Genomic DNA, 21640 nt, shown 5'->3' on the forward strand with positions numbered 1-21640 from the left:
CCGGCCATTGCTTTTGCGAAACCTGGTTAGGAACGGCGCCCGGCGAAGCTTCGCCGGTAGGCCGCCGGGCTGGTGCCGAGGCGGCTGCGGAAATGGTGGCGCAGGCCGGCCGGGTTGCGAAAGCCGCTCGCCGCGGCGATCTCGGCGAGGGACACGGCGCCCGGCCGCTCCAGCATCTCCCGGGCGAGGCGCAGCCGCTCGGCGATGATCCACTCGCCCGGCGGCAGGCCGGTCGCGGCGATGAAGCGGCGCTGGAAGGTGCGCAGGCTCATCCCGGCGAGGCGGGCCAGGGCGGCGAGCGGCCGGTCCTCGTGCAGGCCCGCCCGCATCGCGTCGATCACCGGCCCGAGGCGGGCCGCCTCGCGCTCCCGCAGGACCGGCGCCTCGATGAACTGGGCCTGGCCGCCCTCCCGGTGCGGCGGTACGACGAGGCGGCGCGCCACCCTGTTGGCGAGGTCCGGCCCGAAGTCGCCGCGCACGACGTGGAGGCACAGGTCGATGCCGGCGGCGCTCCCGGCGGCGGTCAGGATCCGGCCCTCGTCGACGTAGAGCACGTCCGGATCGAGGGCGATGGCCGGGTGGCGCGCCGCGATCGCCGCCGCGTAGCGCCAGTGGGTCGTGGCCCGGCGCCCGTCGAGGAGCCCGGTCGCCGCCAGGACCGTGACTCCTGAGCACAGCGACATCAGCCGGGCGCCGCCCGCATGGGCGTCGCGCAGGGCCCGGACGAGGTCCGGCGGGACGGGCGCGTCGATCGCCCGCCAGCCCGGCACCACGACGAGGTCGGCCTCCGCCAGCACCTCCAGCCCGCCCTCGACCGCGACCGTGAGGCCGCCGCCCGCGTGCGGGGGGCCAGACTCCGCCGCCCTCAACCTGCCGCGGGGCAAGATGACGCCCAGGCGCATGGCCGAGTGGCCCGCCGGCACGCTGTTCGTGGTCTACTGCGCCGGTCCCCACTGCAACGGCGCCAACAAGGCCGCCCTCCACCTCACCGAACTCGGATTGCCGGTGAAGGTGATGATCGGCGGGTTCACCGGGTGGGTGGATGAGGGGTTTTCGTGGGCGGGAGGCTGACGGTCAGTTCCGGAACCGAAGCAATGAGTCGTGCGTGCCTCCTCTCCCCGCGAGCAGAGGGCCGTCTGGGAGAGGAGGATTCCGTGCCGGGTCGTGACGGGAGCCTCGAGGTCGCGGGTGCGAGATGCCGGTCATGTCCGAACCCCGTCTCACGCCAGCGCGGCGCGCACGTCGGCGACGGCGAGGACGTCGTTCAGCGTCTGCTCGAAGCGGGCAAGCAGGGTGTCGATGTCGGACTCCGAGCAGCAGAGCGGCGGGGCGAAGCCGACGATGTCGTCCGCGAAGGCGCGGAAGATCACGCCGTTCCGGTAGCCGAACCGCGCGAGGTGACCGGAGAGGCCGAGATCGGCCGAGGGTTTCGTGCGCTTCGCCTTGTCGGTGACCAGCTCGACGCCGGCGAGGAGACCCCGCACCCGCACGTCGCCGACGAGGGGGTGGTCGGCGAGGCGCTTCAGACCCGCGGTGAAGCGCTCGCCCGCCCGGCGGCCGTTCTCCAGGAGGCCGCCCTCGGTGTAGAGCCTTAAGACCTCGAGGCCGACCGCCGCGCTGACCGGATGGGCCGAGTAGGTGAAGCCGTGGCCGATGGGCTTGCCGGCGGGCGCGTTGTCCGCGATGGCGCGGTAGATCCGGTCGGACATCAGCACCGCGCCCATCGGGCTGTAGCCGGAGGTCAGGCCCTTCGCGGTAGTCATCAGGTCCGGCACCACGCCGTCATGCTCGCAGCCGAAGAGCGGGCCGGTGCGGCCGAAGCCGGTGATGACCTCGTCGGCGACGAACAGGATGTCGAGGTCGCGCGCCGCGTCGCGCATCGCCTTCAGCCAGCCGTCCGGCGGCACGATCACGCCGCCCGAGCCCTGAACCGGCTCGGCGAAGAAGGCCGCGACGGTGTCGGCCCCGAGTTCCTCGACCTTGGCCTTCAGCGCCGCCACCGAGGCGGCGATCACCGCCGCGTCGTCGTCGCCGGCCGGGTTGCGGTAGGGATAGGGCGAGGGGATGTGGTGCTGGAGCGGGGTCGGCGCGTCGAAGCCGTCGTGGAAAGCGGGGATCGCGGTCAGCCCCGCCCCGATGGTCGAGGAGCCGTGATAGCCCCGCTCCAGGGCGATCATGTGCTTCTTCGCCGGCCGGCCGGTCACGTTGTAGTAGTAGCGGATGAAGCGTACCGCCGAATCGACCGCGTCCGAGCCGCCCAGGGTGAAGTAGACGTGGTTCAGGTCGCCGGGCGCCATCTCGGCGAGGCGGGCGGCGAGGCGGATCGCCGGCTCGCTCGAGAAGTGGAAGTAGCCGGTGGCGTAGGGCAGCCGCCGCATCTGCTCGGCCGCCGCCTCGACGATCGAGTCGTGGCCGTACCCGACATTGACGCACCACAGGCCCGAGAACCCGTCGAGCAGGGTGTGGCCTTCGGCGTCGGTGAGGTACGCGCCGTCCGCCGATTGCAGCACCGTGGCGCCGCGCGCCTCGTGGCCCTTCCACGAGATCACCGGGTGGATGAGATGGTCGCGGTCGAGCTCGATCAGGGAATTGGCGCGCATGGGTCACGGCTCCGGGCGGCGGGGTCCCAACCATGCGCGGGAGGCTGCGGGATTTTCCGCCGAACTGGTCCCGCGGCACCGCGCGGGGTTGCGGGTTGGGAGGGGGGAAGCGGCAGAAATGATGGTGGGCACGCGCGACGGAGCGGTCCGCACTTCGCCGGGATTGTCAGCTGGCAACTCGCCCGGGATCGCGCGTCCGGCGAGGCGGTGGCGTCCTGCCGGGCTGGGCGTCTCCTGCCGCAGGTTCTGCCGCAGCGAGCGGCTTTCCGCCGGAGCGCGCCGGTCGTCCCGGATCAGGGTGCCGGGACCGCCAGCGCGAGTGCCCCGATGCGAGAGCCCCGATGACCGCCCCCTCCTCTCCGACCTCGTCGCACTCCCCTCCGTCTGTCGCGCGCCGAACGGCGCGATCGTGGACTGGGTGCGCGCACCTGTCTCGCCCGCTACGGCGTCGCGGTGCGGGTGCTGCCGGGGCCGGAGGGGGACCGCGCCAACCTGTTCGCCTCGATCGGCCCGCCCGACAGGTCCGGCATCGGCCTGTCGGGCCATGTCGACATGGCGCTGGCCGGCTCCGGGGGCGGTGAGCCACGGCACCGAGACGGGGCTGTTCCAGGCCGCCGGCATCCCGTCGATCATCTATGGGCCCGGCCGCATCGCCGAGGCGCACCGGCCCGACGAGTCGATCGGGCGTGCCGATTTCGCGGAATGCTGCACGATGCTGCGCCGCATCATCGTGCAGCATAATTGAAGACAGTCGAACCGGATCACATCGAGTGCGTTGTCGGGTCCAGGATCTGATGAATTCGAGATCCCACAGGAGAGCAGAATGCGTTCGATTCTTGCAGGACTCGCCGCCAGCCTTCTCGTCGCCGGCGCGGCGTCGGCCCAGACCGCCGCCCCCTCCACCGCTCCCGGTATGGGCACGGGGCCGGCTGCCACCGGCACCGTCGCGCCGACGCAGAACAATACCGGCGGCAATCCCGCTGGCGTCGCAGCGCCCGGGCCGACCGGTGCCTCGACCGTCACCGGCAACTCGGCCGCCGGCGGCAATGCCGGTCAGCCGTCCCGGGCGGTGCCGCAGGGCAGTGCCGGCAGCGGCAGCCGCTAAGGGCGCACCGGGCGGCCGCCATATCCCGATTCTATCGCGCCCGCCCGTCGATCGTATTGGAATTGGCCCTCCCGGCGCGGTAACACCGCGCCCAACAGCAGGCCGGCTGCCGCCAGGGTGGCCGGCCGCCACGGGAGGTTGAAGCATGAACGCCCACCAGCACTTCATCGGCGGCGCCTGGACCGGCAGCGAGGCGACCCTGCCGGTCATCAACCCGTCGCACGGCCAGGAGATGGCCCGCATCGCCCGCGGCGGCGCGGCCGAGATCGACGCCGCCGTCAAGGCCGGCCAGGCCGCCATGGACGGCGAGTGGGGCCGCCTCGACGCCGCCTCCCGCGGCCGGCTGCTGCTCAAGCTCGCCGAGCTGATCCGCCGCGACGCCGAGATCCTGGCGCAGATGGAGAGCGAGGATGTCGGCAAGCCGATCACCCTCGCCCGCAACGACGCCCAGGTCTGCGCCCGCTACTTCGAGTATTATGGCGGCGCCGCCGACAAGGTGCACGGCGACACGATCCCGTTCCAGAACGGCTTCACGGTGATGACCGTCTACGAGCCGCACGGCGTCGTCGGCGTCATCGTGCCGTGGAACTACCCTCTCCAGATGACCGGCCGTTCGGTCGCCCCGGCGCTGGCCATGGGCAACGCGGTCGTGCTCAAGCCCGCCGAAGACACCTCGCTCTCGGCCTTGCATCTGGCCAAGCTCGCGGCCGAGGCCGGCTTCCCGGCCGGCAGCCTCAACGTGGTGACGGGCCTCGGCGAGGAGGCGGGCGCGGCGCTCGCCTCGCACAAGGGCATCCACCACATCAGCTTCACCGGCTCGCGCGAGGTCGGCACGCTGATCCAGGCGGCGGCGGCCAAGAACACGATCCCGGTGACGCTCGAGCTCGGCGGCAAGTCGCCCCAGGTGGTCTTCGCCGATGCCGATCTCTCGGAGGCCGGCACCACCATCGTCAAGGCGATCACCCAGAATGCCGGCCAGACCTGCTCGGCCGGCTCGCGGGTGATCGTCGAGGACGCGATCTACGACAGCTTCACGGCCGACCTGGCGAACCGCTTCAAGACCCTGCGGGTCGGCTCGGGCGAGCAGGACCTCGATCTCGGCCCGGTGGTCAACGCCAAGCAGTGCGAGCGGGTGCAGGGCTATATCGACCTCGCCCGCCGCGACGGCCTGACCATCCTGGCCGAAGGCGAACTCGGCACCAACGTGCCGGGCGACGGCTACTATGTCCGCCCGACCCTGATCGGCGACGTGCCGCCGGACCACCGCCTGGCGCAGGAAGAAATCTTCGGGCCGGTCCTGGTGGCGATCCGGGTGCGCGACGAGGCCGAGGCCCTGAAGGTGGCGAACGGCACCGAGTACGGCCTCGCCGCCGGAATCTGGACGTCGGATCTCGGCCGGGCTCTGCGCCTGTCGAAGGGCATCAAGTCGGGCCAGGTCTTCGTCAACAATTACGGTGCCGGCGGCGGCGTCGAGCTGCCCTTCGGCGGCGTGAAGGGCTCGGGCCACGGTCGCGAGAAGGGGTTCGAGGCGCTCTACGGCTTCGGCTCCATGAAGATGATCGCGATCAAGCACGGGGTCTGATCATGGTGGCGGGGAGTGGGGTCCGGCCGCTCGCAGGCCTGACCGTGGTGGCGCTCGAGCAGGCGGTGGCAGCCCCCTACTGCTCCTCGCGCCTCGCCGACGCGGGGGCCCGCGTCATCAAGATCGAGCGGCCGGAGGGCGATTTCGCCCGCGGCTACGACGCCGCGGTGAACGGCCTGGCGAGCTACTTCGTCTGGCTCAACCGCGGCAAGGAGAGCCTGGTCGCCGACATCAAGGACCCGGGCGACGCAACGCTTCTTCACGCCGTCCTCGCCCAGGCCGACGTGTTCATCCAGAACCTCGCGCCGGGCGCTGCCGCCCGCGCCGGTTTCGGCTCGGAGGCGCTGCGCGCCCGCTATCCGCGGCTCATCACCGTGGACGTCACCGGCTACGGCTCCGGCCATTCCTACTCGGACATGAAGGCCTACGACCTGCTGGTCCAGGCCGAGAGCGGGCTGGCCGAGATCACCGGGCACCCGGCGGGTCCGGGCCGGGTCGGGGTGTCGGTCTGCGACATCGCCTGCGGCATGGCGGCCCATGCCGCCGTGCTGGAGGCGCTGATCGCCCGCGGCATCACCGGCGAGGGGGCGAAGCTCGAGGTCAGCCTGTTCGACGGCATGGCCGACTGGATGAACGTGCCGCTCCTCTACTTCGAGGGCACCGGCCGGGCGCCGCAGCGGGTCGGCCTCGCCCATCCGTCGATCTGCCCCTACGGCGCCTTCCCGACCCGGGACGGGGCCCTGGTGCTGCTCTCGATCCAGAACGAGCGCGAATGGGCGAAGTTCTGCGCCGAGTTCCTGCGCCAGCCCGACCTGCCGTCGCGGGCGGGATTCGAGAGCAACAACGCCCGGGTGGCGAACCGCCCCGAGGTCGATGCCGTGGTGGCGCAGGTCTTCGCGGAGTTGAGCCGCGACGAGGCGGCGGCGCGGCTGCGCACGGCCGGCACGGCTTATGGCTTCGTCAACGGGCTGGCCGACCTCGTCCACCACCCGGCCCTGCGGCGGGTGACCGTCGAGACCCAGGCCGGCCCGGCCTCGATCGTGGCGCCCCCGGCCCTGAGGAACGGGCAGGCTCCGGTGCTCGGCCGGGTGCCGGGAATCGGCGAGCACAGCGAGGCGATCCGGCGGGAATTCGCGGCGTAAGCGCCGAAATCCCGATCGTTTCCACCTCTCAGGGTCGTCCCGGGGCCGCGAAAGCGGAGCCCGGGATGACGCAGTGGTTGCCGAAGCGGTATAGGAGCCGGAAATTTCATAACCGATCCGGGGAGGACCACCATGGCCACCATTCGCGAAGAGGACCTGGTCGCCTCCATCGCCGACGCCCTGCAATTCATCTCGTACTATCACCCGGCGGACTACATCCAGAACCTCGCCGAGGCCTGGCGGCGCGAGGAGAGCCCGGCGGCCCGGGACGCGATGGCGCAGATCCTGGTCAATTCGCGCATGGCCGCCTTCGGCCGGCGGCCGATCTGCCAGGATACCGGCACCGCGCAGGTGTTCATGAAGGTCGGGCTGAACGCCCGCATCGTGTCGAACCGCTCGCTCCAGGAGATCGTCGACGAGGGCGTGCGCCGGGCCTGGCGCGAGGAGCGCAACCCGTTGCGCGCCTCTGTCGTCTCCGAGCCGCTGTTCGGCCGCCGCAACACCGGCGACAACGCACCGGCGATGCTCCACGTCGAGATGGTGGCGGGCGAGACGCTCGAGGTCCACGTCGCGGCGAAGGGCGGCGGCTCGGAGAACAAGGCGAAGTTCGCTGCCCTCAACCCGAGCGACTCGGTCGCCGACTGGGTGGTGCGCACCGTCGAGACGCTGGGGGCCGGATGGTGCCCGCCCGGCATGCTCGGCATCGGCGTCGGCGGCTCGCCCGAGAAGGCGATGACGCTGGCCAAGCTCTCGCTCCTCGATCCGATCGACCTGCCGCAGATCCGCGCCCGGGGCCCGTCCTCGAAGGAGGAGGAATTGCGGCTCGAGATCTTCGAGCGGGTCAACGCCCTCGGCATCGGTGCGCAGGGGCTCGGCGGGCTCACCACCGTGCTCGACGTGAAGCTGAAGACCTTCCCGGTCCACGCCGCCTCGCTCCCCGTCGGCCTGATCCCGCAATGCGCCGCCGACCGGCACGCCCACTTCACCCTCGACGGCAGCGGTCCCGCCGTCTTCACTCCGCCCTCCCTCGACCTCTGGCCGCAGGACGTCAGCGTCGCCACGGCGGCCGGGAGGCGGGTCGACCTCGACCGGCTGACCCGCGAGGAGGTGGCGACCTGGCGCGCCGGCGAGACCCTGCTGCTCTCCGGCCATCTGCTCACCGGCCGCGACGCGGCGCATCTCCGCCTGACCCGGATGCTGGAAGCGGGCGAGCCGCTGCCGGTCGATCTGCGCGACCGGGCGATCTACTATGTTGGCCCGGTCGACGCCGTCGGCGACGAGGCGGTGGGCCCCGCGGGCCCCACCACCGCGACGCGGATGGACAAGTTCCTGGAGCCGATCCTGTCGCAGACCGGGCTCCTCGTGATGGTCGGCAAGGCCGAGCGGGGACCGGCCGCCGTCGAGACCATCGCCCGCCACGGCGCCGCCTACCTGATCGCGGTCGGCGGGGCCGCCTATCTCGTGTCGAAGGCGATCAAGTCGGCGCGGGTGCTGGCCTTCGCCGATCTCGGCATGGAGGCGATCCACGAATTCGTCGTCGAGGACATGCCCGTGACGGTCGCGGTCGACGCCGCCGGGACCTCGGTCCACCGCGACGGCCCGGCGCGCTGGCGGCGGCCGGTGCGGGAGGCGGTGCCGGCGTGAGGGCGCGGTCGGCTGCCGAATGAGCGCGGACTTCTCCCTCCCCCCTCTGCGGGGGAGGGTGACCTGCGAATGCAGGGCGGGAGAGGGGGCGCCGCCCCCGGAGAGGTCGCGCGCTCGATGAACAGCGAATCGTGGATCAGCGTCGCGCTGCCCCTCTCCCGGCCTACTCCGTAGGCCGCCCTCCCCCGCAGAGGGGGGAGGGGTCATGCACTCCCCCTCGCGCCCGTCGTCCACCGTCACCGTTCAGTCACGCAGCCATGCTGAATCATGCGGCAAAAGGAGAACCGCGTGACCGGCACCCCACGCTACGCCCTCTACTTCACGCCGAAGCCCGATTCGGACCTCGCCGGCTTCGGCAACGCCGTTTTGGGCTACGACAACCACACCGGCGCGGCGCTGTCCCGCCCGGAGGGGATGGCCGACCTCGCGGGCGTGACCGACTCCCCCCGCCGCTACGGCTTCCACGCCACCCTGAAGGCGCCGATGCGCTTGCGCCCCGGTGTGACCGAGGCCGACCTGCTCGAGGCGGCTCTCGCCCTGGCGGCGGATCACCCGCCGGTCCCGGTCGGTCCCCTGCACGTCGCGACGCTCGGCGCCTTCACGGCCCTGGTCCCGCGAGCCGCGCCGCCCGAACTCGGCCTGTTCGCCGCCGAATGCGTCGCCGCCTTCGAGCCGTTCCGCGCATCCCTCACCGAGGCCGAGACCGCGCGCCGGCACCCCGAGCGCCTGAGCCCCCGCGGCCGCGCGCTGCTGGCGCGCTGGGGCTACCCCTACGTCTTCGAGGCGTTCCGCTTCCACATGACCCTGACCGACGCCTTGCCCGAGGAGGCCCGCGCGCCCTGGCGCGAGCGCCTCGCCGCGGCCTACGGCACGGGCGAAAGCCTCACCCTCGACGCCCTGTCGGTCCTGCGCCAGGACGGCTCAGGCCCGTTCCGGGTGCTGCAGCGCATCCCGTTCGGAGATTGACCGATGGCCGGACAACTCGGGCTCGAACCCGTCATCGACCCGACCGCCCGGGTCAGGGAATGCCGTCTCGGCCGCTACACCGAGATCGGCCCGCGCACGCAGCTCACCGAGACGGTGCTCGACGACTATTCCTACATCGGCAATGACGGCGAGGTGATCTACACCACCATCGGCAAGTTCTGCTCGATCGCCGCGATGGTGCGGATCAACCCGGGCAACCACCCGATGGAGCGGGCCTCGCAGAGCCACTTCACCTACCGGGCCGCCTCGTACTGGCCCGACGAGGAGAACGAGCCCGCCTTCTTCGACCGCCGCCGGGCGAGCCCGGTGACCCTCGGCCACGACGTCTGGATCGGCCACGGGGTCGTGGTGCTGCCGGGGCGCAGCATCGGCACCGGCGCCGTGATCGGGGCGGGCGCGATCGTCACCCGGGACGTGGAGCCTTACACCATCGTGGTCGGCAACCCGGGCCGGCCGGTGCGCCGCCGCTTCGACGAGGCCACCGCCGAGCGCCTGCTCGCCCTCGCCTGGTGGGACTGGGACCACGGCCGGTTGCGCGCCGCCCTCCCGGACTTTCGCCAGCTTCCGATCGAGGCCTTCCTTGATAAGTATGCCGGCTAAGCACTGACGGACTGTCATCCTATCGTCGTTGAACCGGCGTTTACGTTCGCCCGAACAGCGAAATCGGGCGAACGGATGCTGGTTGTCGAGAATCTCACGCGCCAATACGGGGCGCGCCGTGCCGTGGACGGCGTCAGCCTCTCCATCGAGCGCGGCAGCTTCGTCGGCGTGATCGGGCGCTCGGGCGCCGGCAAGTCGACCCTGCTGCGGATGCTCAACCGCCTCGCCGATCCGACCGGCGGCCGCATCCTGTTCGACGGCACCGACGTGACGGCCCTGCGCGGCCGGCACTTGCGCGCCTGGCGCGCCCGCTGCGCGATGATCTTCCAGCAGTTCAATCTCGTCGGCCGGCTCGACGTGATGACGAACGTGCTGATGGGCCGGCTCAACCAGGTGCCGGCACACCGCTCGCTCCTGAAGCTGTGGAGCGAGGAGGACAAGGCGCTGGCGCTCGCGGCGCTCGAGAATTTCGACATGGGGGCGTTCGCCGCCAACCGGGCCGACCAGCTCTCGGGCGGCCAGCAGCAGCGGGTCGCCATCGCCCGCGCCCTGGTGCAGGAGCCGGAGATCATCCTGGCCGACGAGCCGGTGGCCTCGCTCGATCCCCGCAACACCCGCCTGGTGATGGACGCCCTCGCCGACGCCAATAAGCGCTACGGCATCACCGTCCTGTGCAACCTGCACTCCCTCGACCTCGCCCGCGCCTATTGCGACCGGCTGATCGGCCTCTCGGCCGGCCGGGTGGTGTTCGACGGCCGCGGCTTCGACCTCACCGAGGACGTCGCCCGCACCCTCTACGGGCTCGAGGCCGGCGAGGTGATGGACCGGGGCGAGCCCGAGCCCGAGCGCTTCGCGGCGCCGATCCCGGTTCGCCACGCCGAGGCGCTGAGCGCCTGAGACGTCTCACACTCCCGAAAAGGACCCGACCGATGCTGAACCGTCGCACCCTCGTGGGCGCCGCTGCCGCGCTGATTCTCGCCGCTGGCCCGGCCCTGGCGCAGGACTGGAAGGCCAAGTACCCCGAGCTGACCCTCGGCGTCATCCCGGCCGAGAACGCCTCCGGCACCGTCGACCGCTGGACCCCGCTCACCGCCTACCTCACCAAGGCGCTCGGCGTTCCGGTGAAGCTGCGCGTCGCCAACGACTACGCGGCGGTGATCGAGGGCCAGCGCGCCGGCAACATCCAGATCGCCTTCTACGGCCCGGCCTCCTTCGCCCGCGCCGTCATCACCGGCGTGAAGATCGAGCCGGTGGTCAACCAGAAGCACGAGACCGGCGTGTCGGGTTACTACTCGGTGATCTACGTGCGTGCCGACAGCCCGTACAAGACGATCGAGGACCTGAAGGGCAAGAGCCTCGCCCTCGTCGACCCGAACTCGACCTCCGGCAACCAGGCGCCGCGCTTCTTCCTGCACAAGGCTGGCCACGACGTCGACAAGTTCTTCGGCAAGACCTTCTATGCCGGCAGCCACGAGAACGCCGTCCTGGCCCTGGCCCAGGGCACGGCGGACGCCGCCGCCAACTTCTGGAACTCCGACACCGACAGCAACCTGACCCGGATGTTGACCAAGGGCCTGGTGAAGGACGCCGACGGCAAGCCGCTGAAGCAGTCGGACTTCCGCCTCATCTTCAAGTCCGAGTTCCTGCCCGAGGGCCCGTTCGCGGTGCTGGCCGGCCTGCCGGACGACCTGAAGGCGACGATCCGCCAGGCCTTCGTCGACCTGCCGACCAAGGACAAGGCCGCCTTTGACAAGCTCTCGGACGGCAAGGACCAGGGCCTCACCCCGGTGACCCTGAAGGATTACCAGCCGATCATCGAGATGCTCCGCCACAACGACGACCAGCGCAAGCGGTCGTGAGGCTGGCGCCTCTCCTCCCGTGAGGAGGTCGAGGGTCACAGAAGAGGCGCGGGTCCCCCTCTCCCGAGTGGGAGAGGGGCGGGGGTGAGGGTGGAGACGGTACCGGATCAGGCTCCGAACGTTCCGCTGCCAGCACGATGCTCAGCGCTTCACACGGAAGCGCGCCACCCTCACCCCTACCCCGCACGGGAGAGGGGATCCCGCGCTCCGAATTTTGCCGGGCGGTCCCTCGGGGAGAGGGCGCTCCATCCGGCCCCGGAGACGCAAGCACCCGTGACCGTCCAGATCGACAGATTGCCGCCCGAGCGCGAGACGACGCTGCTCGCGACCTATGCCGGCGCCGTCGCGTCCACCCGCCTGCGCACCCTGGCGACCGTCGTCGTGATCGTGGCGCTCTACCTCCTGGCCGGCGTCGTGGCCGAGGTGCGGCCGCTGACCTTCCTCGACAACATCCAGAACTTCACCGCCTATATCGCCCAGATCCTGCCGCCGCTCACGCTGGAGAACCTGCCGGCCGACCTGGCGGCCTGGTACTGGGGCCTGCCGAAATGGCTCTCGCTCCTCGCCGAGACGCTGCTGATGGCCTATCTCGGCACGCTGTTCGGCGGCATCGCGGCCTTCCTCCTCTGCTTCCTGGCCTCGGCCAACCTGGTGCGCTCGGCCCCGTTGCGCTTCGGCGCCCGGCGGTTCCTGGAAGTGTGCCGCACCGTGCCGGAGGTGGTGTTCGCCCTCATCTTCGTGATCGCCTTCGGGCTCGGGCCGATGGTCGGGGTGCTGGCGCTCGCCATCCACACCACGGGCGCGCTCGGCAAGCTGTTCTCCGAGGTGGTCGAGAACATCGACATGAAGCCGGTCGAGGGCCTGACCGGCACCGGCGCGGGCTTCGTCGAGACCGTGCGCTTCGCGGTGGTGCCGCAGGTGCTGTCGAACTTCGCCTCTTACGCATTGCTGCGCTTCGAGATCAACGTGCGGGGCGCCGGGGTGATGGGCTTCGTCGGCGCCGGCGGCATCGGTCAGGAGTTTCTGGTGGCGATCCGCAACTTCTACTACTCGGACGTGAGCGCGATCCTGCTCCTCATCATCCTGACCGTGGTGACGATCGACCTCGCCACCGAGCGCCTGCGCCACCACCTGCTCGGCCGGGAGGCCCACGCGTGAGCCGCCGCCCACCCTCCGCCCTCCGTCAGGCGGCGCTCGCCGACCTCGACGGGCTCCGCGCGCGTCACCCGCAGGTGTTCCGGGCCTCGTGGTCCCGCCGCGCCGCCATCCTCGGTAGCCTCGCCCTCGTCGTCGGCCTCGCCGCCTTCGCGATGGTCCGTCTCGACTTCTCGCTCCTGCGCATCCTCAACGGCCTCCACCGGCTGGGCGACTTCGCCGGCATGATGCTGCCGCCTTCCGCCGGCGGGCGGCTCGGCCTGTTCCTGACCGCGCTCGGGGAGACGCTGGCGATCGCGTTCCTCGGCACCCTCACGGCGGCCTGCCTCGCCTTCCCGGCGGCGTTCCTCGCCGCCCGCAACGTGGTGCCGAACCCCTTCCTGCGCTTCGGGGTGCGCCGCGGCTTCGACGTGATCCGCTCCGTCGACGTGCTGATCTGGGCCTTGATCTGGATCAACGTCGTCGGCCTCGGGCCGTTCGCCGGCGCGCTCGCCATCGCGTGCTCGGATTTCGGGGCGCTCGGCAAGCTCTTCTCCGAGGCGATCGAGACCGCCGACCGCAAGGCGCAGGAGGGCGTGACCGCCTCGGGCGGCAGCCGGTTGCACCGGGTCCGCTTCGGCCTGGTGCCGGCGGTGCTGCCGGTGCTGGCGAGCCAGGTGCTGTACTTCTTCGAGTCGAACACCCGCTCGGCCACCATCATCGGCATCGTCGGGGCCGGCGGCATCGGCCAGTACCTCACCGAGCTGATCCGGGTGCTGGAGATGCAGCAGGTCGCCGTCCTGGTGCTGATGATCCTCGTCACCGTGGCGCTGATCGACCTCGTCTCGGGCCGCCTGCGCCGGGCGATCATCGGGGCCGCGGCGCACTGAGGCGGGTGCGTGGCCCGCGCATCCTAGGGGCCTGATTCCACCGCGTTTTCGCGCTTGCGAAGGCGCAGAAAACCTGGCGCCGCGCGATTGTCTTCCCCCGGGGCGGGCGCCTATAAGCCGGCTGTCTCACGCGTGCCTCGCGGCGTCGAGAGCCCCGCCGGGCGCTCTCCGCGCGCAGGGTCCACCAATCCGCCGGGGAGTACCATGGCCGGGCATTCACAGTTCAAGAACATCATGCATCGCAAGGGCCGCGTCGACGCGGTCCGCTCGAAGGTGTTTTCCAAGCTCGCCCGAGAGATCACGGTGGCGGCCAAGCTCGGCACGCCGGACCCGTCGATGAACCCGCGCCTGCGCGCCGCCATCCTGGCGGCCCGGGCCGAGAACATGCCGAAGGACAACATCGAGCGCGCCATCAAGAAGGCGGCCGGCGGCGACGCGGAGAACTACGAGGAGATCCGCTACGAGGGCTACGGCCCCGGCGGCGCCGCCTTGATCGTCGAGGCGCAGACCGACAACCGCAACCGCACCGCGTCCGACGTGCGCTCGGCCTTCACCAAGTCCGGCGGCAGCCTCGCCGAGACCGGCGCCGTGTCGTTCATGTTCGACCGCGTCGGCCTCGTCGCCTTCGACGCCAAGGTGGCCGATGCCGACACGATGCTGGAAGCCGCCATCGAGGCCGGCGCCGACGACGTGAAGTCCGACGAGAACGGCCACGAGATCACCTGCGACCAGGGCGCCCTTGGCGACGTCTCCAAGACCCTCGAGGCCCGCTTCGGCGAGCCCCTCCGCACCGCCCTGATCTGGCGCGCCCAGAACACCGTCGACGTCGACGACGAGACCGCCGAGAAGCTGATCCGCCTCGTCGAGACCATCGAGGACCAGGACGACGTGCAGAACGTCTTCGTCAACTTCGCGGTCTCGGATGCGATGATGGCGAAGATGCAGGGATGAGGGGAGGGCGGCCCTGACGGGGCCACCATCCCGCCGGACTGCTTGGCGCGCTCATTCGAGAGCGTCCGGTAAGCTGATCATATCCCACCCGCGACCGCATCCAGCGGTGCCCGCCGATCGGAGATCGCATCGATCGTTGATCGATGGGCCTCGAAGGAGGGCTCCAGAAGCCTGAGAGATCGCGGGAACCCTCCTTCGAGGCTGCTGCAAGCAGCAGCACCCCAGGATGGGTCGAGGGTGGGATGAAGCCGCGGACATGGCGCTATGGTCCGCCGCTCATCCCGGCAACCGCAGCCGCGCCCTCAAACCCCCCATCCCCGACCGGTCGAGCTCCAGCCCGCCGCCGTAGAGCTCGGCGAGTTCCGTCGTGATGGCGAGGCCGAAGCCGTGGCCCGGCACCGTCTCGTCGAGGCGCCGGCCGCGCCGCGCCACCGCCGCCAGCGCCTCGGGCCCGAGGCCCGGCCCGTCATCCTCGATCGCCACCACCACGTCGCCGCCCGACGCGTCCGCCGAGACCCGCACCGCTCGCGTGCACCAGGTGCAGGCATTGTCGATCAGGTTTCCCAGCATCTCGTCCAGGTCCTGCGGGTCGCAGGCCGCGGCGAGGCCGGGGGGAATCGCGCAGGCCACCCGCACGCCCTTCTCGGCGTGGAGCCGTTCGAGCGCGCCCGCGAGATCGGCCACCGGCCCGGCCAGCCCGGTGCGGATCCGGGTCGCCCCGGCGAGGGCGGCGCTGCGGGCGCGGCGCAGGTGGTGGCGCACGCCGCGGTCGAGGCTGGCGACGAGCCGCGACAGGCGCCCGTCGGGATCGCGTCCGGGCTCCGACAGGGCGAGCGACAGCGTGGCGAGCGGCGTCTTCAGGCCGTGGGCGAGGTTCGCCACGTGGGTGCGGGCCTGGGCGAGCTGGGCGGCGTTCTGGTCGAGGAGGGCGTTGATCTCGGCGGCGAGCGGCCGGACCTCGGCCGGCTGGAGATCGGGCACCCGCTCGCGCCGCCCCGCCCGCACCGCCTCCAGCTCCTGCCGCAGCGTGTCGAGGGGGCGCAGGCCGAGGCGCACCTGAAGCACGCTCGCCGCCGCGAGGACAAGTCCCAGCACCGCGAGGCTGGCGGCGACCGCGAGCCCGGCCTCCCGCAGCGGCCCGGCGAGGGCGGCGCGAGGGGCGCTCGCGGCGACCACGGTGCCGTCCGGCAGGGTCAGGATCCGGAGGATCAAGGCTTCCCCGCGCGGGCCGGTGCCGTCCGCCGGGCGGGGCCGATCGTCGTCCTCCATCGGCTGCGCCGGGAGCGCGAGGTCGCGCGCCCCGAGGGACGTCGAGCGCAGGACCGTGCCGTCCCGCCGGATCTGCCAGGTCCAGCCCGAGCCCGGCCGGTCGAAGGGCGGCGCGTCGAGGTCGCGGGCAAGCCGCAGGGCGGGTCCCTTCTCCAACCCGGAGACCAGGGACACGATCTGCGCGTCGAGCCGCTGGTCGATCTGGCCGCGCACGAAGCGGGCGAGGATCAGCCCGATGGCGAGGCCCGCCACCACCAAAGCGATCGCGATCAGCGCCAGCGCTCCGACGAGCAGGCGCCGGCGCAAGGAGCCGATCTGGCCCAAGCCCGATCCTGAGCCCGAGCCCGATCCTGAGCCCATGCCCGAGCCCGTCACGAGGCGTCGCCGGCGGTGAGCCGGTAGCCGTGGCCGCGCACGGTCTCGATCCGGGCCGGGGCGATCTTGCGGCGCAGCCGCGTGATGATGACCTCGACCGAGTTCGAATCGACCTCGGCGTCGCCCTCGTAGACCCGCTCCAGCAGCTCGCCCCGCGGCACCACCCCGTCCCGGCGCAGGATCAGGCACGAGAGCACCCGCCATTCGAGCCCGGTGAGCTTCAGCGGCAGCCCGTCGCGCGAGAAGGCGCCGAGGCCCGGATCGAAGCTGACCGGACCGCAGGCGACGGTCGTCGCCCCGTGGGCGGCGGCGCGGCGCACCAGGGCGCGCAGGCGGATCACCAGTTCCTCGACCCGGAACGGCTTCACCAGGTAGTCGTCGGCCCCGGCCTTGAAGCCCGCCACCTTGTCGCTCCAGGCGTCCCGCGCGGTGAGGATCAGCACTGGCAGGGTGCGGCCGGCCGCGCGCCAGCCCTGCAGCACCATGATCCCGTCGCGCTTCGGCAGGCCGAGATCGAGCACGGCCGCGTCATAGGTCTCGGTGTCGCCGAGATGCGCGCCGTCCTCGCCGTTGCGGGCGTGGTCGACGGCGCAGTTCTCGGCGCGCAGGACCCGCAGGATCTCGACTGCCAAGGCCGCGTCGTCCTCGACGAGCAGGAGCTTCATAGGGCGTGCCGACCGGATGTCCAAAGTGGATTTTCGCCGTAGTCCCGGCGGTTTAACCGAACCTGAACGGCCGGGTTCAGGCCCGGTTCCCGGGGCCTGACGTAGAAGCAGCGCCGACCCGGACAGGGCCTCGACAGACAGGGAACACGGACATGACCGACCACACCACCATCGAGGGCAAGGCCGTCGAGATCGAGACCGCCGCGACCGAGAACCCGAAGACCGAGGCGCCCGCGGCCTCCCCGCGCCCGCGGCCTCGCCGCGGCCTCCTCGTCGGCGCCGTCGCGGTGCCGCTGGCGCTCGGCGCCGTCGGGCTCTCCCTCGCCCAGCCGGCCGGGACGCCGCTCACTCCCGTCGCCCCGGTCGCGGTGAACACGCTCCAGCCCTCCGGCGCCACCGCCGCCAAGGGCGAGGTCGCCGAGATCTTTGGCAGCAAGTTCATCCTCCAGGACGGCACCGGCCGGGCGCTGGTCGAGACCGGCCGGGCCGGGGAGGGCGGCACGCTGGTCGCCAAGGGCGAGAGCGTGACGGTTCAGGGCCGGTTCGAGAACGGCTTCCTGCACGCCACCGTGCTCACGCGAGCCGATGGCCGGGTCGAGCCCATGCGCCCGATCGGCCCGCCCCCCGGCGGCCTCGACTGGGCCAGGAACAAGGTCGGGCTGGGACCGAATGTCGACGTCCCGGCCCTCACCAAGGCGGTCACGGATGCCGGCTACTCGGATGTCCGCGTCGCCGGCCGCGGTCCGCGCCACCTCGACGTCGCGGCGAAGGGCCAGGACGGCAAGGAGCGGATGCTCCATGTCGGCTTCGACGGGCAGATCCGCGAGAAGCGGGTGTTCTGAGATCCCGGCGGATACCGGGGCGCAGGGCACGAGGGGCGGCCGCGCTAGTGCGGCCGCCTGAGCCAGAGATCGTAGCAGCCCGTCGCGGCGGCCGGGGCGAAATCGGCGTCGAGGGCGGCCTGGAACATGTGCGCGATCATGTCCTGGAGCTGCGGCTTGAGCGGGCAGCGTTGGACGAAGACCGCGTCGGCCGGGGCGAGGGTGGCGCGCGCCTCCTCGGCCGACAGCAGGCCGACCGTGCGCCAGGGGTCGAGCCAGAGCCGGGTGCCGGGAGTGGGGATGGCGCCGAGGAGGCGGCCGAAGGGCTCGACATAGCCGATCGTGGTCACCCGCATCGCCGGCCGGACGAGGTCGCGCTCCCGGACGAGCCGGCCCATCGCGGCGACCTCCCGGGCCCAGGCGAGGCTCATCGCCGGCTCGGTGGCGTTCAGGCCGCCCGAGAACGCCACATCGGCGTTCTGGACCGCCGCCTTGGCCGCCTCGGACCCGTGCCAGAGGGCGGCGTAGCGCTCGGCGGCCTCGCCGGTCTGGCGCGCCACCAGAACCGGCCCGATCACGCGGTCGAGGGCGGGCTCGCGCCGCAGGGACGCCGCCTGGCGGATCGCCATCGTGCCGGCGCGGCGCAGGACCGTCTCCACGAACGGATAGGCCGCCGTCACGGCGAGGAGCGTTGCGAGGATGACCGCCAGGGGCTCGCGCGGCCGGGCGGGCCGCCCGCCCAGGGCGCCGATAAGGGGGCCGAGCAGCAGGACGACGACGGGAAACAGCCCGAGATTGCCGGTCCCCTGGCTCTCGGTCGCCAGGACCGCGAGGATCGTCGCGGCGATCCAGAGCGGGCGCCGCCAGGCCCGCAGCCAGAGGATCGGGTGCGCGGCGGCCCGCCGCAGCGGCACCCCGGCCGCCCGCCCGCGCCGGGCGAGGAGCCAAGCCACGACGAGCGCGCCGCAGGCCAGGGCCGGCAGGCTGCGGATCGCCAGGGCGCCGAGGAAGTAGGTGCCGCCGCCGCGATTGATCCGCGCCATCTCGGCGATGTCGCGGCCGTAGCCCCGCACGACGCCCCCGGTGGCGAGGTCGATCGCCACGAGGCCGGCGACCAGCACTGTGACGGCACCAAGGCCGATGCGGCGCGCCGGCACGGAGAGGAGGCCGGCGAGACCGAGCAGCCCGAGCATGACGAGGGCGTGCGAGATCTTCCAGCCGAGGCCGAGCAGGAGCAGCCACGCGACCAGGAGGATATCGCGCCTCGCTCGCTTCGGTCCGAACACCCAGGCGAGGAGCAGGAACAGGGCGGCCGAGGCGGCGCGGTTATAGACACCGTTGGAGTTGAGGTCGGGGATCGGCTCCGGCTCGACGACGTAGGGCACGAGCGCCATCAGCCCGACCGCGGCGACGAGCAAGCCGGCGTGCCACCGCGACGGCTGCCGCGCGGCGAGCGCCAGGACCGCCGGCAGGAGCAGCAGCCAGGACGTGACCTGGAGGGCGGCGAAGGGAGCGGCCAGCGTTTCGAGCTTCAACGCGACCCAGGCCTGGACCAGGACGAGACCGCCGAACGGCACCATGAAGTCGCGATGCGGCCATTGGCCGTGATCGATCCGATAGGCGCCGTCGAGCAGGGCCGTGACGTCCTGGGCGTAGCGGCCGGTCGGGACGCCCGGCAGTCGCGCGAGGATGACGATGAGGATCAGGGTGACGCCGACGACGAACAGCGGCAGGATCGCACCCCGGGACGGCGAAGCCGAGTCTTGCGCCGGCGGGCCAACGAGTCCGTCTCTCATGGCAACAATCTAACGCCGTGCAGTCAGTCAACGATCGACTAACCTGATCGCGTCTAAAAAAACATGAACGCGACTTCCCTAGAGGCATTTCAGACGAAGGGGCGGCGCGGGCGGGCGCGAGCGGGTCGTCGACCCGCGAGACCGAGCCTTGGCAAGCCTCGCCCCAGCGTCGCGGTGACGGCAGGCGAACTCGAGTGCGTCCCGAATGCGGCGCGGTCGCGCCGATCTCACAACGTCGCCAGCACACCCCCGTCGACGTAGAGGATCTGCCCGTTGACGAAATCCGACGCGGACGAGGCGAGGAAGATCGCCGCCCCCTGCAACTCCTCCACCCGGCCCCAGCGCCCGGCCGGGGTGCGGTTCTTCAGCCAGGCGTCGAATTCGGGATTCTCGATCAGGGCCTGGTTCAGCGGCGTGGCGAAGTAGCCCGGGCCGATGCCGTTCACCTGCAGGCCGTGGCGGGCCCAGTCGGTGCACATGCCTTTGGTCAGGTTCTTCACCGCGCCCTTCGAGGCGGTGTAGGGGGCGATGGAGTAGCGCGCCGCCTCGCTCTGCAGGCTGGCGATGTTGATGATCTTGCCGCGCTTGCGCGCGATCATGTGCCGGGCGACCGCCTGGCCGACATAGAACACGCTGTCGAGGTTGATCCGCATCAGCTCGTGCCAGGTCTCGACGGGGTAGTCCTCGAGCGGCGCGCGGCGCTGGATGCCGGCATTGTTGACGAGAATGTCGAGGGGGCCGATCTCGGCCTCGATCCGGTCGACGCCCGCCTTCACGGCGGCGGCGTCCGACACGTCGAAGGCCGCCGCCTCCGTGGCGATGCCCTCGGCCCGCAGCTCGGCCACAGCGCCGTCGAGCTTCGCCGCGTCGCGGCCGTTGAGCACGATCGCCGCCCCGGCGCGGCCGAGGCCGAGGGCCAGCGACAGGCCGATGCCCTGGCTGGAGCCGGTCACCAGGGCCCGTCGGCCCGACAGATCGAACAAGGCGGTCGACACCGGCGCTTCCTCCCCTGATGCGCGCCCGGTTCCGGCGGCCGGCGAGGCCACGCCTGCGATTGCGCTTGTGCCGTCAGGGAAGCATGGTACCGATACCAGCGCAAGCGGCATCTCGGCGCCGGGGATTCGCGCGGGATGATTCGCGCAGGCCCGGGAGCCGCACCGGGAGGAGACCGACGTCATGACGCTCGCCGCGCGCATCCACGCCGCCAAGGACCTGCGGGTCGAGGCGATCTCGCTCCGCGAGCCGGAGGCGGACGAGGTCGTGGTCGCGCTCGGCGCCGGCGGCATCTGCGGCTCGGACCTGTCCTATTACGGCAAGGGCCGGGTCGGCGACTTCTCGTTGCGCGAGCCGATGGTGCTCGGCCACGAGGTCGCCGGCACGGTGGAGCGCGTGGGCGCCGCCGTCACGAGCGTGAAGCCCGGCGACCGGGTCGCGGTCGATCCGAGCCGGCCCTGCCTCTCCTGCGACTATTGCCGCGCCGGCCGCTCGAACCTGTGCCGCAACATGCGCTTCTTCGGCTCGGCGGCGATCTATCCGCATGTCCAGGGCGGCTTCAGCGAGCTCTTCCTCGCCCGGGCCGACCAGTGCGTGGTGGTGCCGGATGCGATGCCGATGCGGGTCGCGGCCTGCGGAGAGCCCCTGGCGGTGGCGCTCCACGGCGTGCGGCGGGCGGGCGAGCTTCTGGGCCGCCACGTCCTCATCGCCGGGGCCGGGCCGATCGGCCTCCTGTGCCTGATGGCGGCGAAGCTCGCCGGCGCCCGCCGGATCGTCTGCACCGACCTGTCCGATGCGCCACTTGGCATCGCCCGGGAGATCGGCGCCGCCGAGACCATCAACGTCGGCACGCAGCCGGAGCGGCTGGCCTCCTACGAGGCCGACAAGGGCACCTTCGACGTCGCCCTCGAAGCCACCGGCTCGCCCGCGGCCCTCGCCTCGCTCTTCCGGGTGGTGCGGCCCGGCGGCCGGGTGGTGCAGCTCGGCATGATGCCGCCGGGCGACGTCCCGGTGCCGGCCAACATGCTGATGGCCCGCGAGATCGACTTCATCGGCGCCTTCCGCTTCCACGAGGAGTACCGCACCGCCATCGCCCTGCTGGCCGCCGGCCGGATCGATGTCGGGCCGATCCTCTCCGCCGAGATGCCGATGGCCCGGGCCGACGAAGCCTTTGCCCTCGCCGCCGACCGCAGCCGGGCGATCAAGGTCCACCTCGCTTTCTAGGCT

19 protein-coding genes and 2 pseudogenes are annotated in these 21640 nt (G+C 71.8%); 15 read left to right on the forward strand and 6 right to left on the reverse strand.

The window, feature by feature from the left end; translation table 11 throughout:
- Nucleotides 1-26 precede the first annotated feature (26 nt).
- Nucleotides 27-857: pseudogene (locus DA075_RS02015) on the reverse strand (helix-turn-helix domain-containing protein); the annotation flags it as partial.
- A gap of 4 nt (nt 858-861) precedes the next feature.
- Between DA075_RS02015 and DA075_RS02020 the strand changes: the two are divergent.
- Nucleotides 862-1071 (forward strand): annotated as a pseudogene (locus DA075_RS02020) (rhodanese-like domain-containing protein); the annotation flags it as partial.
- 149 nt (nt 1072-1220) lie between these two features.
- Here DA075_RS02020 and DA075_RS02025 read toward each other — a convergent pair.
- Nucleotides 1221-2600, reverse strand: a complete 1380-nt coding sequence (locus DA075_RS02025; protein ID WP_099951788.1) for an aminotransferase class III-fold pyridoxal phosphate-dependent enzyme — start codon at nt 2598-2600, stop codon at nt 1221-1223.
- A gap of 544 nt (nt 2601-3144) precedes the next feature.
- Here DA075_RS02025 and DA075_RS02030 point away from each other — a divergent pair.
- The 12 genes from DA075_RS02030 to DA075_RS02085 all read left to right on the forward strand — a co-directional run bounded on the left by DA075_RS02030 (nt 3145) and on the right by DA075_RS02085 (nt 14494).
- Nucleotides 3145-3345 (forward strand): hypothetical protein, encoded by a 201-nt coding sequence (locus DA075_RS02030; RefSeq protein WP_099951789.1) that lies wholly within the window; start codon nt 3145-3147, stop codon nt 3343-3345.
- Between the two features lie 78 nt (nt 3346-3423).
- Nucleotides 3424-3705: a hypothetical protein gene (locus tag DA075_RS02035; protein WP_099951790.1), complete on the forward strand. Its 282-nt coding sequence runs from the start codon at nt 3424-3426 to the stop codon at nt 3703-3705.
- A gap of 145 nt (nt 3706-3850) precedes the next feature.
- Nucleotides 3851-5287, forward strand: coding sequence for an aldehyde dehydrogenase family protein (locus DA075_RS02040; protein ID WP_099951791.1), 1437 nt, complete (start codon nt 3851-3853; stop codon nt 5285-5287).
- A 2-nt stretch (nt 5288-5289) separates the two neighbouring features.
- Nucleotides 5290-6429, forward strand: a complete 1140-nt coding sequence (locus DA075_RS02045) for a CaiB/BaiF CoA transferase family protein (protein ID WP_099951792.1) — start codon at nt 5290-5292, stop codon at nt 6427-6429.
- Nucleotides 6430-6561: 132 nt separating this feature from the next.
- Complete coding sequence (locus DA075_RS02050) at nt 6562-8073, forward strand: fumarate hydratase (protein ID WP_099951793.1); 1512 nt, start codon at nt 6562-6564, stop codon at nt 8071-8073.
- A gap of 288 nt (nt 8074-8361) precedes the next feature.
- Nucleotides 8362-9039 (forward strand): DUF1045 domain-containing protein, encoded by a 678-nt coding sequence (locus tag DA075_RS02055; RefSeq protein ID WP_244936480.1) that lies wholly within the window; start codon nt 8362-8364, stop codon nt 9037-9039.
- Between the two features lie 3 nt (nt 9040-9042).
- The gene (locus tag DA075_RS02060; RefSeq protein ID WP_099951795.1) at nt 9043-9660 is read left to right on the forward strand and encodes an LbetaH domain-containing protein; all 618 of its coding nucleotides are present in this window, start codon (nt 9043-9045) and stop codon (nt 9658-9660) included.
- Nucleotides 9661-9735: 75 nt separating this feature from the next.
- Entirely contained in the window at nt 9736-10557 is an 822-nt protein-coding gene (phnC, locus tag DA075_RS02065; protein ID WP_244936481.1) for a phosphonate ABC transporter ATP-binding protein, read from the forward strand.
- A 32-nt stretch (nt 10558-10589) separates the two neighbouring features.
- Nucleotides 10590-11519, forward strand: a complete 930-nt coding sequence (gene phnD / locus DA075_RS02070) for a phosphonate ABC transporter substrate-binding protein (protein WP_099951796.1) — start codon at nt 10590-10592, stop codon at nt 11517-11519.
- Nucleotides 11520-11792: 273 nt separating this feature from the next.
- Complete coding sequence (gene phnE, locus DA075_RS02075; protein WP_099951797.1) at nt 11793-12677, forward strand: phosphonate ABC transporter, permease protein PhnE; 885 nt, start codon at nt 11793-11795, stop codon at nt 12675-12677.
- Nucleotides 12674-13543 (forward strand): phosphonate ABC transporter, permease protein PhnE, encoded by an 870-nt coding sequence (gene phnE, locus DA075_RS02080; RefSeq protein ID WP_099951798.1) that lies wholly within the window; start codon nt 12674-12676, stop codon nt 13541-13543. The genes phnE (DA075_RS02075) and phnE (DA075_RS02080) overlap by 4 nt, the downstream gene beginning before the upstream one ends.
- Before the next feature lie 204 nt (nt 13544-13747).
- Complete coding sequence (locus DA075_RS02085) at nt 13748-14494, forward strand: YebC/PmpR family DNA-binding transcriptional regulator (protein WP_099951799.1); 747 nt, start codon at nt 13748-13750, stop codon at nt 14492-14494.
- Between the two features lie 276 nt (nt 14495-14770).
- On the opposite strand, the gene DA075_RS02090 is transcribed toward DA075_RS02085, so the two are convergent.
- A complete protein-coding gene (locus DA075_RS02090) occupies nt 14771-16087 on the reverse strand; it encodes a sensor histidine kinase (RefSeq protein WP_244936482.1) in 1317 nt (438 codons plus the stop codon).
- A 47-nt stretch (nt 16088-16134) separates the two neighbouring features.
- Entirely contained in the window at nt 16135-16803 is a 669-nt protein-coding gene (locus tag DA075_RS02095; RefSeq protein ID WP_099951801.1) for a response regulator, read from the reverse strand.
- Between the two features lie 152 nt (nt 16804-16955).
- Here DA075_RS02095 and DA075_RS02100 point away from each other — a divergent pair, with 152 nt between their 5' ends.
- Nucleotides 16956-17645: a DNA-binding protein gene (locus tag DA075_RS02100; protein WP_099951802.1), complete on the forward strand. Its 690-nt coding sequence runs from the start codon at nt 16956-16958 to the stop codon at nt 17643-17645.
- Nucleotides 17646-17689: 44 nt separating this feature from the next.
- On the opposite strand, the gene DA075_RS37335 is transcribed toward DA075_RS02100, so the two are convergent.
- On the reverse strand, nt 17690-19420 hold the full coding sequence (locus tag DA075_RS37335) for a hypothetical protein (RefSeq protein WP_244936483.1): 1731 nt from the start codon (nt 19418-19420) through the stop codon (nt 17690-17692).
- A gap of 227 nt (nt 19421-19647) precedes the next feature.
- Nucleotides 19648-20415 (reverse strand): SDR family oxidoreductase, encoded by a 768-nt coding sequence (locus tag DA075_RS02110; RefSeq protein WP_174800046.1) that lies wholly within the window; start codon nt 20413-20415, stop codon nt 19648-19650.
- Nucleotides 20416-20596: 181 nt separating this feature from the next.
- On the opposite strand from DA075_RS02110, the gene DA075_RS02115 reads away from it, so the two are divergent.
- Nucleotides 20597-21637, forward strand: coding sequence for an L-idonate 5-dehydrogenase (locus DA075_RS02115; RefSeq protein ID WP_099951803.1), 1041 nt, complete (start codon nt 20597-20599; stop codon nt 21635-21637).
- Nucleotides 21638-21640 lie beyond the last annotated feature (3 nt).

It is taken from the genome of Methylobacterium currus (genome assembly GCF_003058325.1).
Taxonomy (GTDB): Bacteria; Pseudomonadota; Alphaproteobacteria; order Rhizobiales; family Beijerinckiaceae; genus Methylobacterium; species Methylobacterium currus.